This window comes from Thalassolituus hydrocarboniclasticus, from assembly GCF_025345565.1.
Lineage (GTDB): Bacteria > Pseudomonadota > Gammaproteobacteria > Pseudomonadales > Oceanobacteraceae > Venatoribacter > Venatoribacter hydrocarboniclasticus.
Genome location: NZ_CP054475.1, coordinates 806,669 through 822,081 on the forward strand (window position 1 = coordinate 806,669; position 15,413 = coordinate 822,081).

The 15,413-nt window shown below is 52.5% G+C and carries 15 protein-coding genes; 12 read left to right on the forward strand and 3 right to left on the reverse strand.

The features are described from left to right. The first annotated feature begins 3 nt into the window (after positions 1-3). The 9 genes from HUF19_RS03470 to HUF19_RS03510 all read left to right on the forward strand — a co-directional run bounded on the left by HUF19_RS03470 (position 4) and on the right by HUF19_RS03510 (position 10,287). The gene (locus tag HUF19_RS03470; RefSeq protein WP_260998512.1) at positions 4-1,725 is read left to right on the forward strand and encodes a GspE/PulE family protein; all 1,722 of its coding nucleotides are present in this window, start codon (positions 4-6) and stop codon (positions 1,723-1,725) included. Then, positions 1,718-2,944, forward strand: a complete 1,227-nt coding sequence (locus tag HUF19_RS03475) for a type II secretion system F family protein (protein WP_260998513.1) — start codon at positions 1,718-1,720, stop codon at positions 2,942-2,944. Before HUF19_RS03470 ends, HUF19_RS03475 begins: the two co-directional genes overlap by 8 nt. Positions 2,945-3,040: 96 nt before the next feature. Further along, the gene (locus HUF19_RS03480; RefSeq protein ID WP_260998514.1) at positions 3,041-3,658 is read left to right on the forward strand and encodes a hypothetical protein; all 618 of its coding nucleotides are present in this window, start codon (positions 3,041-3,043) and stop codon (positions 3,656-3,658) included. Between the two features lie 17 nt (positions 3,659-3,675). Then, positions 3,676-4,131, forward strand: coding sequence for a type II secretion system protein (locus HUF19_RS03485; RefSeq protein ID WP_260998515.1), 456 nt, complete (start codon positions 3,676-3,678; stop codon positions 4,129-4,131). 12 nt (positions 4,132-4,143) lie between these two features. Further along, positions 4,144-4,608 carry a prepilin-type N-terminal cleavage/methylation domain-containing protein gene (locus tag HUF19_RS03490; protein ID WP_260998516.1) on the forward strand — a complete coding sequence of 155 codons (465 nt, stop codon included), beginning with the start codon at positions 4,144-4,146 and terminating at the stop codon, positions 4,606-4,608. 76 nt (positions 4,609-4,684) lie between these two features. Next, complete coding sequence (locus HUF19_RS03495) at positions 4,685-5,167, forward strand: type IV pilus modification PilV family protein (protein ID WP_260998517.1); 483 nt, start codon at positions 4,685-4,687, stop codon at positions 5,165-5,167. Further along, a complete protein-coding gene (locus HUF19_RS03500) occupies positions 5,167-5,991 on the forward strand; it encodes a PulJ/GspJ family protein (protein ID WP_260998518.1) in 825 nt (274 codons plus the stop codon). Before HUF19_RS03495 ends, HUF19_RS03500 begins: the two co-directional genes overlap by 1 nt. Then, on the forward strand, positions 5,981-6,421 hold the full coding sequence (locus HUF19_RS03505; protein ID WP_260998519.1) for a hypothetical protein: 441 nt from the start codon (positions 5,981-5,983) through the stop codon (positions 6,419-6,421). Before HUF19_RS03500 ends, HUF19_RS03505 begins: the two co-directional genes overlap by 11 nt. A 248-nt stretch (positions 6,422-6,669) precedes the next feature. After that, a complete protein-coding gene (locus HUF19_RS03510) occupies positions 6,670-10,287 on the forward strand; it encodes a DUF6701 domain-containing protein (RefSeq protein ID WP_260998520.1) in 3,618 nt (1,205 codons plus the stop codon). 20 nt (positions 10,288-10,307) lie between these two features. On the opposite strand, the gene ntrC is transcribed toward HUF19_RS03510, so the two are convergent. From ntrC to HUF19_RS03525, 3 genes are all read right to left on the reverse strand, one after another. Beyond that, entirely contained in the window at positions 10,308-11,738 is a 1,431-nt protein-coding gene (gene ntrC / locus HUF19_RS03515; protein WP_260998521.1) for a nitrogen regulation protein NR(I), read from the reverse strand. 2 nt (positions 11,739-11,740) lie between these two features. Further along, on the reverse strand, positions 11,741-12,817 hold the full coding sequence (glnL, locus tag HUF19_RS03520; protein WP_270049435.1) for a nitrogen regulation protein NR(II): 1,077 nt from the start codon (positions 12,815-12,817) through the stop codon (positions 11,741-11,743). Between the two features lie 294 nt (positions 12,818-13,111). Further along, positions 13,112-13,642, reverse strand: coding sequence for a DUF4124 domain-containing protein (locus HUF19_RS03525; RefSeq protein WP_260998522.1), 531 nt, complete (start codon positions 13,640-13,642; stop codon positions 13,112-13,114). Between the two features lie 294 nt (positions 13,643-13,936). On the opposite strand from HUF19_RS03525, the gene dtd reads away from it, so the two are divergent. The 3 genes from dtd (at position 13,937) to HUF19_RS03540 (ending at position 15,387) form a co-directional block, all read left to right on the forward strand. Then, positions 13,937-14,371 (forward strand): D-aminoacyl-tRNA deacylase, encoded by a 435-nt coding sequence (gene dtd / locus HUF19_RS03530; RefSeq protein WP_260998523.1) that lies wholly within the window; start codon positions 13,937-13,939, stop codon positions 14,369-14,371. A 151-nt stretch (positions 14,372-14,522) separates the two neighbouring features. Next, the gene (locus HUF19_RS03535) at positions 14,523-14,897 is read left to right on the forward strand and encodes a SirB2 family protein (RefSeq protein WP_260998524.1); all 375 of its coding nucleotides are present in this window, start codon (positions 14,523-14,525) and stop codon (positions 14,895-14,897) included. A 19-nt stretch (positions 14,898-14,916) separates the two neighbouring features. Further along, positions 14,917-15,387, forward strand: coding sequence for a hypothetical protein (locus tag HUF19_RS03540; RefSeq protein ID WP_260998525.1), 471 nt, complete (start codon positions 14,917-14,919; stop codon positions 15,385-15,387). Positions 15,388-15,413: the final 26 nt, after the last annotated feature.

Here is a 15,413-nt window from a genome sequence, read left to right on the forward strand (position 1 = left end):
TCTATGGAAACGCCAAGCCGTAAACGTGTCCGTGTCGGGGATCTTCTGCTGGAGAAGAACCTGATCAGTGATGAACAACTGAATCAGGCTCTGGCGGAGCAGAAAAAAACCGGCAAAAAGCTGGGCCGGGCCATTACCGATCTGGGTTTCGTCAAAGAAGATGAACTGCTGCGTACTCTGGCAGACTTTTTTAATTATCCGTTTATCGATCTGGCCCGTTTCCGTATTCATAATCACCTTGTTCAGCGACTGCCGGAAACCCATGCACGGCGTTATCGCTGCCTGGTGTTATCGGAAGAAAACGGTGGTCTTCTGGTTGGCATGGCAGATCCTACCGATCTGATGGTGATCGACGATCTGCAACGAATTCTGAAAACGCCGGTATTTCCGGCTTTTATCCGCGAGCAGGAACTGCTTTCTATTCTGGATACTGTTTATCGCCGTCAGGAGCAGATGGCGAGTATCGCCGGCGAACTGGAAGGCGAGTTACGTGGCAGTGAATTCGATATTGATCAGATGGCACAGTCATCTGATGTTAATGAAGCTCCGGTTGTACGCTTGCTGCAGAGCCTGTTTGAAGATGCGGTGCAGATTAAAGCATCGGATATTCATATTGAGCCTGAAGAAAGCCAGCTGCGTATTCGTCTGCGTGTTGATGGCGAATTGCAGGAACAGGTTATGAAAGAAAAACGGGTGGCATCGGCTCTGGTATCCCGCCTGAAAATTATGTCTGGCCTGGATATTTCAGAGAAACGTTTGCCGCAGGACGGCCGCTTTAATATCCGCGTATCGAATAAAAATATTGATGTGCGTGTGTCGACCATGCCGGTGCAGTTTGGCGAATCGGTGGTGATGCGTCTGCTCGATCAGAGCGCTGGAATTCTCAGTATGGAAATTCTGGGTATGCCGGCAAAACTGCAGAAGCGTTTTGAATATCTGATTCATCGCCCACACGGCCTTATTCTGGTTACTGGCCCGACCGGTAGCGGTAAAACCACGACGCTGTACGCTGCGCTCAGTCTGCTGAATCAGCCGGAAAAGAAAATTATTACCGCAGAAGATCCGATCGAATACCGCTTGCCAAGGGTTAATCAGGTGCAGGTTAACAGTAAAGTCGGGCTGGAATTTTCGACGGTATTACGGGCGGCACTGCGTCAGGACCCGGATATCGTACTGGTCGGGGAAATCCGCGATCACGAAACGGCCGAAATTGGTCTGCGCGCAGCCATGACGGGCCATATGGTGTTGTCGACGCTGCACACCAACGATGCGGTATCGACCGTTGCGCGGTTAATGGATATGGGGGTCGACCGCTATCTGGTGGCATCTTCATTGCGGGCGGTTGTAGCTCAGCGTCTTGTTAAGAAACTCTGTCAGCACTGTCAGCAGCCGCACGTGATGGATGCACAGGAAAAATCCTGGCTTGATGTGCTTGAACGCGGTGCCAGTGAGCAGAATTATCTCAGTGGACGTGGTTGCCACCATTGCCACAATACCGGTTATCAGGGACGTATCGGTATTTACGAGTTGTTGGAAATGACACCGGAGCTGGTTGCTTCATTGCGTCGGGATGACACTCAGTTATTTGCTGAGCAGGCGCTGGCTCAGCCTGGATTCCGCTCTCTGGCACTGTGCGCACTGGATTATGCCCGTGCAGGTGTGACCTCGCTGGAAGAGGTATTCCGGGTGTCGGCGACTCTGGAGGAGGAGCTGTCCCTTGACTGAGTTTACCTACCGCGGCCGTGATCAGCGTGGCCAGGCAGTGACGGGTGTGATTGCCGCAGGCAGCAGTCAGTCGGCGCTGGAGCAGTTACAGCAACAACAGATTATTGTACTGGCGCTGGATGAGGCGGAAGAAGTTAAAGAGTCGGCTGGCTTTAATATCACCTTATGGGGCAGAGAACGTATCAGCCCCGATGAACTTATCCTGTTCACCCGGCAATTATATTCTTTGACTAAGGCCGGTGTGCCTATTATCCGGGCGCTTACCGGTCTGGCCGAATCGTCGGTGAATCCGGCGGTAAAAAATACCCTGAATGGCATCAGCCATTCACTGATATCAGGCTCTGATCTGGTAACCGCATTCCGCCAGTATCCACAATATTTTTCCCCGATTTTTATCAGCATGGTTCATATCGGTGAAACCACCGGTAATTTATCCGATGCACTACTGAAGCTGGTGGCGCATCTGGAAATGGAACGTGAAACACGTAAGCGGATTAAAACGGCATTGCGTTACCCGACGATGGTGGTTGGCAGTATCAGCATTGCACTGATTGTTATCACCATGTTTGTTATTCCCAGTTTCAGCAGTGTTTTTAATAACCTGGGCGCGCAGTTGCCCTGGGCTACCCGTGTGCTTATGGGGACCTCACAGTTTATGCAGGATTACTGGATGCTGTTGACGGTGTTTATGGGACTCGCATTTTTCGCTTTCCGGCGCTACATAAAAACAGCTGAAGGTGCGCTGTTCTGGGATGAAAAGAAACTGAAAATTCCCTTATTAGGCAGTATTTTCGAGCGCATTGCTCTGGCGCGTTTTTCGCGTTCGTTTGCCATGCTGATGGCTGCAGGCGTTCCTATCCTGCAGGGGCTCTCTATTGTCGCTGACAGTGTCGGTAACCGCTTTATTGGTGTTGCGGTCAAAAGTATGCAGCACGGCATTGAGCGCGGAGATCGTCTGACCAATACCGCCATTGCCACCGGGCTGTTTACCCCGCTGGTTTTACAGATGATGTCGGTTGGCGAAGAAACCGGTTCTGTTGACCGTTTGCTGGATGAGGTTGCCGATTTCTATGAACAGGAAATTGACTATGACCTGAAGCGTCTGGCCGACGCAATTGAGCCCATTCTGCTGGTATTTCTCGGCATCATGGTACTGATTCTGGCGCTGGGCGTGTTTTTGCCAATCTGGGATCTCAGCCGTGTGGCGACAGGGCGTTAGCAATCTTTGATCAGGCTCAGTAATTCACCAGCTAAAGACAGATTTGTGTTTAATTTCGTAAATACAAACGGCAAAAAAAAATCACTGAGCTAAGGTTTGAGTAGGCTTATGGATGGTATCCGCTTTTGCTGGACCCGTGCTTACACCAAGCTGGAATTTGCAGCGGCCATCGCTCTGCTTGCTGCCATGCTGGCGCTGCTGTTACCGCGCTATCTGGATCTGCTGAACGAGGCCCGTAAGGCTGAAGTGGTGGCGCAGGGCAGCAGCCTTAAGTCAGCAGTACTGGCGGTACATGAACGCTGGTATCTGAATGGGCAGCCAGAAACTGTAGCTCCGCTAAGTGTTTTTGGCCGTCAGGATATTCTGGTATCAGCATCAGGCTGGCCACTGGATGTGGCATCTGCCGGCGGTAATGTTTCCGGACAGAATACCGGTCTGGCCCCTGAAAATACCATCGCAGCCACTGCCCGCTGTATGAGGTTATGGCAGGCATTACTGCAGGATACGGCCCCGGCGTTATATACCGGGTATGAATTTGCGGTGGCAGGCAGCTATCGCGCGAGCTGGATTTCCGGTGTCTGCCGCTACACTCAGGTAACGGCAGATAACCACGGAAAAACCGTCGGTCAGGATATCGGCGGGCATGATCAAGGGAAGGCGTTTTACATTGAATATAACGCGGCTAATGGCCGGGTCACATGGTTTATCCGATAAGCAGCAGGAGTCGGAATATGAAGAAGCAAGCAGGTTTTACACTGATCGAACTGATCATGGTAATTGTAATTCTCGGCGTACTGTCGGCTTTTGCTTTGCCCCGTTTTGCAGATTTTGGTGGTGATGCGCGTACAGCCAGTGTTAATGCTCTGGCTGGTGCATTACGTTCAGCGGCGAATATAGCCCACGCACAGCAACTGGCTAATGGTTCGACAGCCAATACCGCCGTTACCCTGGAAGGTACGTCTATCGATATGCTGAATGGCTACCCGAGCGTAACGGGTATTAAGGTTGCCGCTCAGGTTTCTTCCGGTACACAAACACAGTTTGATGATGGCGAGGTCGATTATGTTGAAGCCGTCAGCACAACCGTGTCGGTAACTTATTCACTGCGTGCGAGTTGCCAGGTTGTTTATACCGCCGCCACAACCTCGGCTTCTCCTGTGGTTGCCGTTACCACCAGTGGCTGTTAACCCGCTGCTGCTATGAAAACACGCCTGTCGGGCTTCACCCTGGTAGAACTGGTGATGGTGCTGGTTCTGCTGGGGGTTCTGAGTGCGATAGGCGGCAGTCTTTTTTCCCGCCCTGATAGTTTTTCCGCTCTTACCGCCCGTGATCAGTTGCAGGCGATTACTCTGCTTGCTCAGCAACGCGCACTGGCCAATACCGGTAATTCTCCGGTCGTGCTCAGCGTGGGGCAGGATAACAAACACTGGCTGTTCGGACTTCGTCAGGGCGCCGATGTGTTCAGCGAACGAAAATCCCCCCGGCATAACGCAAACCTTACTTTGGATGGCTCAGTATTCAGTAATGGCCAGGTCAGCACCTTTACCTTTGCCAGCGATGCGGCAGTGGGCAGAAATTATCAGTTTATTTTTTCTTCCGACAGTAATCACTCCCTGTGTCTGGCTGCAACGGGTTTTGCATATCCGGCAACGTGTCAGCCCTGATCGGCTAGACTTAAAAGGTATTTATGATTCTCGTCTGCCAGGCAGTGGCAGGCTCTGATATTTCAGGCGCAATATTATGAACAGGCAGCATGGACTGACCCTGGTCGAGCTGGTGATCATGATGGTTATTATCAGTATTGCTCTGGTAGCCAGTCTGCGGGCATTTTCGTTGTTGTCAGGCCGTAGTGCAGATGCTTTGTTACAAAGCAGGGTCACCAGCCTGGCACAGATTTATCTGGATGAAATACTGGCCCGCCAGTTTGATGAAAACACGGGTCCCGCCGGCGTTCCGCCTTATACCGGCGTATGCCGCATCACCGACGATGGCGAAAACCGCGAACAATACGATGATGTGGATGATTACAATGGTCTTAATGAAAGTCCGGCATTAATGGATCAGGATCTGGCTGCACTGTACAGCGGTTATCAGGTCAGTGTTGAAGTGCATTGCGATGATTCCGTTGGTGTTAATCCGGGCGGTGCGAAACGCATTGACCTGGCTATTCTCGCTCCCAATGGTCAGGCAAGCCACTTTACGGCTTACAAAGGCAATTTCTGATGTCAGGCCTGCGCAGCTCATACTATCAACGCCTTTCGTGCGGTTTTACCCTGATTGAATTACTGATTGCCCTGGTCGTGGGCAGCATTATTGCCATTGTGTCTGTGCGCTTTGTCAGTGAAAGCGGCCGCATGTTACTCGACAGTGGTGCACGTCAGCAGTTGGCTGCCACGGCGGCGATTATCAGTGAGAAAATCAGCCGTCAGTTACGTCCGGCGCTGCCGGGCAGTATCCGGGTCACGGCCGATGGCCGTTGTGTCGAATATATTCCGGTAACAGCTGCCTCGGTTTATACCGATCTTGCCCTTAATACACCGGTCAGCAGTTTCTCTGTGGTGCCGGTATCGGCGTCTCAGAACCACAGTGGCTATGCGGTGATTTATCCTGTTAATCAGAATGAGCTGTATCAGCCGGCGGCAAGAGGTGCACTGACTCAGGCGACGGCGGTTTTGCCTGCCGGTAACGCCGAGGTTGTTGTCAGTTTATCCTCCGCCCATGAATTTTCAGCCGATTCGCCGCTCCGGCGTTTTTATCTGGTCGGCTCGCCGCAGGCGATCTGCCAACAGGGAAATTTTCTCTATCATTTCCGGGATTATGGCTTTATTGCCAATGTTAATGCTTTAGCTGATTTTTTGCCTTCGTCGCAGGCTGACGGGCGCGATGTTCTGGCCTTTCCCCTGCAGAATAATTCGCTGAATTTCAGCTATCAGCCGCAGACCTTGCAGCGTAATGGTTTGGTTACCTTTTCTTATGTTCTGGAAAGCCCGGCCAGCGCGGATCAGTTGCAGCAGACTCAGGAGGTACAGATACGCAATGTTCCCTGAAAACATGCTGAGTAAACGCTCTGTCGGCCGTCAGTCCGGATTTGGTTTGCCAGTTGCTATCTTTGTGGTGGTTGTTCTGGCACTGGTGATTGCGGCGATGTCACAGCTGCAGCAAAGCAGCAGTGAAGGCAGCAGTTTGCAGCTGCAATCGCAGCGGGCTTTTTATGCGGCTGAATCGGGGCTGCAGCTTAGTCTGAATTTATTATTGCCGCCGGATGGCAGTACCGGGAAAAACTGCAGTATTTCACCTTTTTATGCCCGCGACTTTTCATCGTTATCTTCTTCTTATGGCTTAAGAGGCTGCAGCGTCCGCGTTGAATGTCAGTCGCTTACGGTCAGCAGTGAACTGTATTTTACACTTACCTCAACAGGCAGTTGTGGCAGCGGCACTGATAACGCCCGGCGTACAACCGAAGTGAGGGTTAAATAATGCGTATTGCGCTCCGTTTACTCTTATCTAACTGTTTTCTGTTGTGGCTTCTATTGAGCAATATCGCTGCTTTCGCAGCTCCCGGCGATATTATTTTCAGCGATGATTTTGAACGTAACACACTTGGTCCAAACTGGGCCGTCAGCAGCGGCAGCAATGCCGGGATCAGTAATGCGACAGCAAATTCCCAATCACGCAGTTTATTTTTACGCTGGGATACCGTTAGCGTTGATACACCAGTATTTGATATGACGGGAAAAAACGGTGCGACATTATCGTTCTGGTGGCGGCGCGGCGATGACAGTTTCAGTGAAGATCCGGATGGTAATGAAGATCTGATCATTTATATCTTATTGAATAATACAACCTGGGTAGAGCTGGACCGTTTTGCTGGTAATGGTACGGCTGGAGAATCCGGACTGGCTGAATACGAATTACCGGCGGCTGCAATGTACACCGGTTTGCGTATCCGTTTTCAGCTTGATCGTGGTAATGGCCCTGATAATGATTATTGGCATGTTGATGACGTCAAACTGACCGAGAGTCGCGGTTACTGTGGCGATGATTTTGTTATTTTTTGCGATGATTTTGAGCGCAGCAGTCTGGGGGCTGATTGGTCCGTAACGTCTGCTGGAGGCAATGCCGGAATTTCCAGTGCCACTTCCAGAAGCCCGACTCGTTCATTAAATACCAACAGCGGTATTGTCGGTGTGCAGCTGAAAACCCTGGATTTAAGCTTTTATTCAGAAGTGACTGTTGAATACTGGTGGCGGCGCGGAGACGATGCTTTCAGTGAAGATCCGGATCCCGGTGAAGATCTGGTGGCTGAATACCGCACTGATAATGGCAGCTGGATTGTACTGCAAACCATTCTGGGAAATGGCCTGACCGGCGATACCGGAAACAGTTCTTTTACCCTGCCTGCCAGTGCGCTGAGCAGCAATTTTCAGTTCCGCTTCCGTCAGACCGGGGGCAACAGTGGCGGTAATGATTACTTCCACCTGGACGATCTGCGTATTAAAGCCGACAGCGCGCCACTGACCTGTTTTACCGATGATTTTAACCGCTCGTCAGCGGGTAATGACTGGGTTACTTCAGCGGTGTCCGGCAGCTTTACGCCCTCGCTGGTAAATAACCGTTTGCGCCTGACACAGGATGTTACCTATCAATCCACGGCTTCGACACTGCAGCGTTTATTCCCTGCGGCCAATAATATTGTGGTGATTGAATTCACCCATTACGCCTGGTCAACTTCCTTTTTTGGTACCGGTGCTGACGGTATCTCGGTGGTCTTCTCTGATGCCACGATTACCCCGCAGTCCGGCAGCTTTGGTGGCTCACTGGGTTATGCGCAACGGGACAATGGTGATCCTGGCTTTGCCGGCGGTTGGCTGGGAATTGGTTTGGATGAGTACGGAAACTTTTCCAATCCGACCGAAGGCCGGATTGGGGGGCCGGGCGCCAGATCCGACAGCGTAACCATCCGTGGTTCGGGCAGTGGCAGCAGTGGCTATCGTTATCTGACAGGCACCAACAGCTTATCTCCGGGGGTGGATCAACGGCCAACATCCTCTGCGGGTGGCCCGGCTCACCGTTATCGTTTTGTTATTGATTCCCGTGTTGCCGGACAATCGCTTGTCAGCGTACAGCGCGATACCGGCTCAGGTTATGCCACGCTGGTGGCGCCGGTAAATATTGCCAATATTAATGGGCAGGCGGCTATTCCACAGAATTTACTGTTGTCACTGACCGGCTCTACCGGCGCCTCCAGTAATAATCATGAGATAGATCGGTTACGGGTCTGCGCCAATACGATTAATCCGATCGGGCCGATTGTTCATCATTTCGAAATGGATTACGCCAGCAGTGGCCTGACCTGTTCGCCGCAGGAAGTACTTATTCGTGCCTGTGCCAATGCCAGCTGTTCCAGTCTGTATACTGATCCGGTCACGGTGACACTGGCGCCTTCCGGCTGGCAGGGAGGAAATGTACAAACTTTCAGTGGTGGTTCGGCGACGCTGGCTTTGCGTCAGAACATTGCAGGCAGTGTGAATCTGCAGGTGTTGTCGTCGGTTCCGGTATCGCAGGCGTTTACGTCTAATCTTTGCTCGCGTGACGGTGGCGCATTATCGACCAACTGCAGCATGACCTTTGCAGACTCTGGTTTTGTGCTGGATATTCCGGATTTTCCTGCAGGGCTGGGCACCAGTGATGTACTGCTGAAAGCCGTTAAAAAAGATGACTCGACACAGGCCTGCGTACCGGGGTTTGCTAATGTCAGTCGCGATGTTGTGCTTAATTCACAATATATCGACCCTGGTAATTCTTCCCGGGTAGTGTCCTGGCCGGTAACGGTTAATGGCAATAACATCGCTGATATTTCCGCATCACCGGTGACACTCACACTGAATTTTGATGCCAATGGCCAGACCCCGCTGCAGATAAATTATGCGGATGCAGGGCTGATGCAGCTGAATGTCCGCTATGAGGGCAGTGGCAGTGAAGCCGGGCTGGTTATGAGTGGTAACGACCGCTTTGTCAGTTATCCGGCCGGTTTCTGTATTCAGACCGATGCCAATGCCGGCGAATGCAACCCGGCCAGTGCTGCAAACTATGCCGGTTGTCCGGCCTTTGCTAAAGCCGGCGATAATTTTAATCTGAATATTTCTGCCGTCGGCTGGCAGAGTGCTGCCGATACTGATTTTTGCGATAACACGCCAACCCCCGGTTTTGCACTGACAGATATGGCTCTGAGTACGGAGCTGGTTGCCCCATCCGGTGGAGTTAATGCCGTACTCACACCGGCACAATATAATCACAATGCTGCTGTGGATAATAAAAATATTCTGGCCGCGAATGTCTCTGAAGTCGGAGTATTTAATATCCGTTTAACAGCGGGCAGTAATTATCATGGCGTGACCCTGCCTGCCGCAGTCAGTACGGCAATCGGCCGTTTTTATCCGCATCATTTTGCCGTCAGCGAACAGAGTGGTGGACAGCTGAAGCCGTTCTGTTCTGTCAGTGCTCCATTTGCTTACAGCGGCCAGGATATTCGCTGGGAGCTTGCGCCGGTGCTCAGACTCGAAGCGCAGAATGCTGCCAATGTCACGACTCTTAATTACACGCAAAGCGGATTTATGAAGTTGCTGGCTGGTAATGCCCAGTTTATGGTTCCGGCAGAAGACAATAGTGCCTTGGCAAATGACGGGTTGCCAATCACACTCAGCACCGTACTGCAAAGCGGTAATCTGGCGGTCAGTGCCGACGCCGGTGTTCTGAATTACACCCTCAACGTTTTGCAGGATAGTTTTACCTATACGAAAGAAACGAGGGCGAAAATCAATCCATTTTCACCGGATATTACGTTAATCCTGAGCCGTTTTGCCGATGCCGATAATACCGATATCAGTGCACCTCTGGCGTTGAATCCGGCCGCCGCTTTTGAGCTGCGTTATGGGCGCTTATGGCTGGAAGACAGTTATGGTCCGGAGACGCAACCTTTACAGATGCCAGCGCGAACGGAATATTTTTCTGATGGCCGCTTCTGGCAAAATAACGACGACAGCTGCTGGAATTATAACAGCATCATTAATGCCAGCGTGTTACCGTCAACCCTGACCAGTGTGCTGGGTAACAGCCGGACATTGGCCAGTGGCCGCAATACGGATGCGGTGTTACTGCAGGCTCCGGTTTTACACAGCGGCACACCGGATACCGGTACGGCGACGGTTAGTTTTTCTGTGCCTGTATGGCTGCAGGATGATTTTGATAATAACGGCTCGCTGGACGAGCCTGAGGCGATGGCCACCTTTGGTATTTACCGTGGTCATGACCGGGTGATTTACTGGCGTGAAGTCAGGCCCTGAGGCCTGACTTATAAAAGGACTTACTCGTCGCTGTCATCGTCATCATCAGAACCGTGGCCATCCATATTCAGTTCTTTGATTTTACGGGTCAGCGTATTACGTCCCCAGCCCAGCAGGTTGGCGGCATCACGGCGGCGCCCGGCGGTATGCTTGAGTGCCGTTTCAATCATAATGCGTTCAAACACCGGTACGGCGGTATCCAGCAGATTGGTAACACCATTGGCCAGTTGCTGGTCTGCCCAGTAGCGCAGCGTCTGCTCCCAGTTGCCGGAGGTATGAATGCTGCCCTGCTGTTCCAAAAGTTCCGGTGGCAGGTCACTGATCAATACTTCACGGCCGGACGCCATGACGGTAATCCAGCGGCAGGTATTTTCCAGCTGACGGACGTTGCCCGGCCAGTCGAGCGAGCTTAAATAATCTTCGGTTTCGCTGCGCAGGGTTTTGGCTTCGACTTCCAGCTCTTCGGCGGCACGCTTTAAAAAGTGTGACAATAATTTCGGAATATCTTCGCGGCGATCCGCCAGACGTGGCAGATGAATACGGATAACGTTAAGACGGTGGAATAAATCCTCGCGGAAACGTCCTTCTTTAACCAGACCTTCAAGGTTCTGGTGAGTTGCGGCAATAATCCGTACATTCACTTTGACCGGCGTGGTACCACCTACGCGGTAAAATTCACCATCGGCCAGAACACGCAATAAACGGGTCTGGGTATCGGCCGGCATATCACCGATTTCGTCGAGAAATAACGTACCGCCATTGGCCTGTTCAAAACGACCGCGGCGCTGACCGCCGGCACCGGTGAAGGAGCCTTTTTCGTGGCCGAATAATTCTGACTCGATCAGGTCTTTGGGAATAGCCGCCATATTCAGGGCAATAAATGGCTGCGCTGAACGCGGGCTGTGTTTGTGCAGGGCATGGGCAACCAGTTCTTTACCGGTACCGGATTCACCGTTAATTAATACGGTAATATTGGATTGCGACAAGCGGCCGATAGCACGGAAAACTTCCTGCATAGCCGGCGCTTCGCCAATAATTTCATGCTCTTCGGTTTCTTCCGCGCTCTGTGGCGCATTGGCGTTTAATTCGGCGAAGTGGGCAATCGCACGGTGAATCAGACTAACGGCTTCATCCACGTCGAATGGCTTGGGTAAATATTCAAACGCACCCTGCTGATAGGACGATACCGCGCTTTCCAGGTCGGAATGGGCGGTCATAATAATCACCGGTAAATCCGGGTGAGCTTCGTGCGCATGGCGTAATAACGCCAGACCATCCATGCCGGGCATACGGATATCGGAAATAATGGCATCCGGATGTTCGCGCTTTAATGCTGCCAGTGCCGGTTCCGCCTGTTCAAACACGCGGGTGGTGATATTGGCCTGTTCCAGAGCTTTTTCCAGAACCCAGCGGATTGATTTGTCGTCGTCGATAATCCAGACAGTGCTCATAGTTATTCCAGAGGTAAATAAATAGAGAAGACGGTTTTACTGGCGTCACTGACAAATTCAATGATGCCGTTCTTCTGATTGATAATGGATTGTGAGATCGATAATCCCAGTCCGGTGCCGTCGGCGCGGCCGCTGACCATCGGGTAGAAAAGATTTTCACGTAATTCTTCGGGGATGCCCGGGCCGTTGTCGCTGATGTCGATTTGTGCGACCAGACGGTGACGCTGATGGCCAATGGTAAACTGGCGCACGGTGCGGGTGCGCAAACTCAGCTGTGGCTGTGCCAGTGGTGGCTGGGCTTCGAGCATTGCCTGCATGGCGTTGCGGCAGATATTCAGCAGCGCCTGAATCAGCTGACCTTTGTCGGCCTCAAGCTCCGGAATGGATGGATCGTAATCGCGTTCGATATTGATGCGTCCGCCAGATTCAACATCAATCAGCTGGCAGACTCGTTCCAGCACTTCGTGAATATTAACCTGTTCCTGTTTCGGAATCTGACGCGGGCCAAGCAGACGGTCGACCAGGTCACGCAGGCGGTCGGCCTCTTCAATAATAATGTTGGTGTATTCCTTCAGGTCGGCCGAAGGCAGTTCACGCTCCAGCAATTGCGCCGCGCCGCGGATACCACCGAGAGGATTCTTGATTTCGTGGGCCAGACCGCGCACCAGCGAGCGGGTGGTTTCCTGTTTGGCGATCAGCTGTTCTTCACGGCTGATACGCATCAGCCGGTCACGGCCCTGCAGTTCGATCAGCAGCGATGGCAGGCGGCTTTCCGGATGGGACACCGGGCTGACGCTGTAATCCAGAGTCATCTGTTGCTGATTGTGCAGCTGAATAGTGGCTTCACGTTTGGTGTAGGAGTGGCCGGTAATAATGGCCTGTTCCAGTGCGCTGGTCGCCTCTTCAGATTCGATGGCGAGTTCAAAAAAGGGTACGCCGAGACAGCGTTTGCCGCTCATTTCCAGCAGGGCTTCGGCCGCCGGGTTCATATAAAGAACCGTCAGGTCGGCATCCAGCAGCAGAACCCCGGTATTGAGGTGCTCCAGTAGACGTTGATTGATGATCGGGCTGGCCAGCATGCTTATCTCCGTTTGCTGCCTGTATTAACGCCGTGTCAGGCGTGGGTCAGACCACTCCATCTGCAGGAATACCAGAGGGCAGTCGTGGCCATCTGTCAGGCCGCTGAAACATTGTGCACATGGCTTTCAGCAAAAACTGAGCCATATATAAAAGGTTATTACCTGGGTGCACAATATTAGCGCCAGAGTGGGCGGTTCATGTTGCTAAGTCGAACATGAGGGAACATACAGGAGATTTTCGCGCACAAAAACAGTGCCTTTGATTATTTTGGTGCGCGAAATTGGTGCCTTGTGTCAGCGACCTGAACGGTTCAGTACCGAAGCGCGCTGCACATAGATGGTTACCACATTGCTGCTGGTAATGGTGTTGCCGGCTTTATCACGCACGACCAGTTGCAGGGCGTGTTCGCCACGGCTGAGATTGGTGAGCTGAAAGGCCGTTTGTCGTCCCTGTCGCAACACTTCGCCGTTATCCAGCAGATAGAGGGTGTCAGCTTCACGCAGAGCCGGGCTGAGGACGCCGGAGACCTCGACATTACCGGCAAAGCCGGTGGGAATATCCTGGCCATTGGTTGGCGTGATAATGGTCAGGCTGGTGTAGTTAAAGCTGGGTTCATTCACCTTCGCTGGCTGGTGAGCAGTGGGAGGGGCGACATAGGCCGGAATGGAAGGCAGCTCTTTCACCGCGTGCTTTTCAGAGTTTTTCCCCGGCTTATCACTGAAGATAACGTTGCCGTTGGCATCGCGGCTGATGTACACCTCGGTCGCCAGACTGGTGCAGGCTGTTAGTAAGAGAATGAGTGACATCAGTGTCTTTTTAGTCATGATAATCCTGCATATTTAAGTCGGTTGTCCGGAAGAAGTATGGCCGCAGAACTCCAGCGTACACCCGTTGGGCTGTTTCCGTATCTGCTATATTGCCGCCCGGAGGTTATATCAGCAAGGCGGAGCCGCGGGCGCGACCCGGTTATCACTGAGACAGCATTTATCGGCTGATGATCCGTTATGGCAGACGAATCCGCCAGCCGGATGGCTATCTTTGGCGGTATATGACCAGAGGCTTGCGCCTGTGTGCTGAGCGGTTATTCTCTGCGCTTTTGTGTTCTGGGCAGAGTATCTATGATCGGATTGATTCAGCGCGTCAGCAATGCCAGCGTGGTGGTGGATGGCGAAACCACAGGAGCCATTGGCGACGGCATTCTGTTATTACTGGGTGTGCAGCGCGATGATACGCCGGCCAGCGCCGATAAGCTGCTGAATAAAGTACTGAACTACCGTATTTTTGCCGATGAGCAGGGGCGCATGAACCGCAGCCTGCTTGATTGCGGTTATGAGTTGCTGGTGGTGTCGCAGTTCACGCTGGCGGCTGATACCGGCAAAGGCACCCGCCCGGGTTTTTCCCGCGCAGCAGCGCCGGAGCTGGCCGATGAGTTATACCGCTATTTTCTGCAGCAGGCGGCGTTGCAGGTAACCACCGCCAGCGGTCGCTTTGGTGCGGACATGAAAGTATCTCTGACCAACGATGGCCCGGTGACCTTCTGGCTCGAAGTCTGACATGTCTCCACACAGGCCAGCTTGGCGTGCTCTTTGTGTTGGCGGGTGAATCGGCGCGCACTTCTTGCTATGCTCGCGACCCATTTTTATCCGACCGTTGTCAGCTTGTGCTGAGCTGTAGTTAACAACGGCGTGTATAGCGGAGAACATCGTGGATTACTCTGTACTGAAACACTCACATGCGGGCTTTGCCTATTTAACCGTCCTGCTGTTTGCCGGCCGCTTTATGCTGTTTTATTTCGCACCGGTCTGGCGCCGGAACAAACTGCTGAAAATACTGCCTCATGTGCTCGATACCCTGCTGCTGGTGTTTGCCATTATGCTGTGTATCCGCATTGCCCAGTACCCGCTGACCGATGCCTGGCTGACCGCTAAAGTCATTGGCTTGTTGCTGTACATCGGTTTTGGCACCGCCGCGATCAAGCGCGCCAGCCGCAGTGCCTTTTTTATGGCGTTATTGAGTTATGCCTATGTTCTTGGCGTAGCAAAAACGCATAATGTTGTATCCTGGTTTTCGTATTTCTGATCAATAACAGGACAGAAACTTGCAGACACTGAGCCTCTCATCCATCAACCGCCGGCTGCGCGGCCCTTTTTATGGGCTGCTGGTACTGTCGTTGGTGTTTGCAGTGGTGCTGAGTGCCAACAGCCAGGCGCTGATGCTCTGGCAAATGACAGCGCAGAATGAGCTGGTACAGATGAAGGCGGGCGGCGATTCTCAGATGCCTGCTGATATGCCTGCCTGTCACAGCATGATGGCTATGGATGATATGAGCGGTGCTCAGCACGTCTCATACAACAGCAATATGCACAGCGCCGGTGAACATAGTAGCGTCACGATGACCGACTGTGATGCATCCTGCCCCTGCTGTGCCGGTGCCTGTTCTTCTTTTGCCATGACGCTGGATATGCCGCGTGCCATACGCAGCAAACAGCAGAGTTTTTCCCGCTATGACCCACGCCCGGCTGCGGCCGTGGTGCTGGCCCTGCCGCAACGTCCCCCCATTTTCAGCTGAATCATCGCTACAGAACCGCATGGATA

Bases quoted from the DNA above. Each gene is read 5' to 3' on its own strand.
- HUF19_RS03505 (WP_260998519.1), top strand. From the start codon at position 5,981: ATGTTCCCTGAAAACATGCTGAGTAAACGCTCTGTCGGCCGTCAGTCC.
- HUF19_RS03510 (WP_260998520.1), top strand. From the start codon at position 6,670: ATGACGGGAAAAAACGGTGCGACATTATCGTTCTGGTGGCGGCGCGGC.
- glnL (WP_270049435.1), bottom strand. From the start codon at position 12,817: ATGCTGGCCAGCCCGATCATCAATCAACGTCTACTGGAGCACCTCAAT.
- dtd (WP_260998523.1), top strand. From the start codon at position 13,937: ATGATCGGATTGATTCAGCGCGTCAGCAATGCCAGCGTGGTGGTGGAT.
- HUF19_RS03485 (WP_260998515.1), top strand. From the start codon at position 3,676: ATGAAGAAGCAAGCAGGTTTTACACTGATCGAACTGATCATGGTAATT.
- HUF19_RS03490 (WP_260998516.1), top strand. From the start codon at position 4,144: ATGAAAACACGCCTGTCGGGCTTCACCCTGGTAGAACTGGTGATGGTG.
- ntrC (WP_260998521.1), bottom strand. From the start codon at position 11,738: ATGAGCACTGTCTGGATTATCGACGACGACAAATCAATCCGCTGGGTT.
- HUF19_RS03500 (WP_260998518.1), top strand. From the start codon at position 5,167: ATGTCAGGCCTGCGCAGCTCATACTATCAACGCCTTTCGTGCGGTTTT.
- HUF19_RS03495 (WP_260998517.1), top strand. From the start codon at position 4,685: ATGAACAGGCAGCATGGACTGACCCTGGTCGAGCTGGTGATCATGATG.
- HUF19_RS03525 (WP_260998522.1), bottom strand. From the start codon at position 13,642: ATGACTAAAAAGACACTGATGTCACTCATTCTCTTACTAACAGCCTGC.
- HUF19_RS03470 (WP_260998512.1), top strand. From the start codon at position 4: ATGGAAACGCCAAGCCGTAAACGTGTCCGTGTCGGGGATCTTCTGCTG.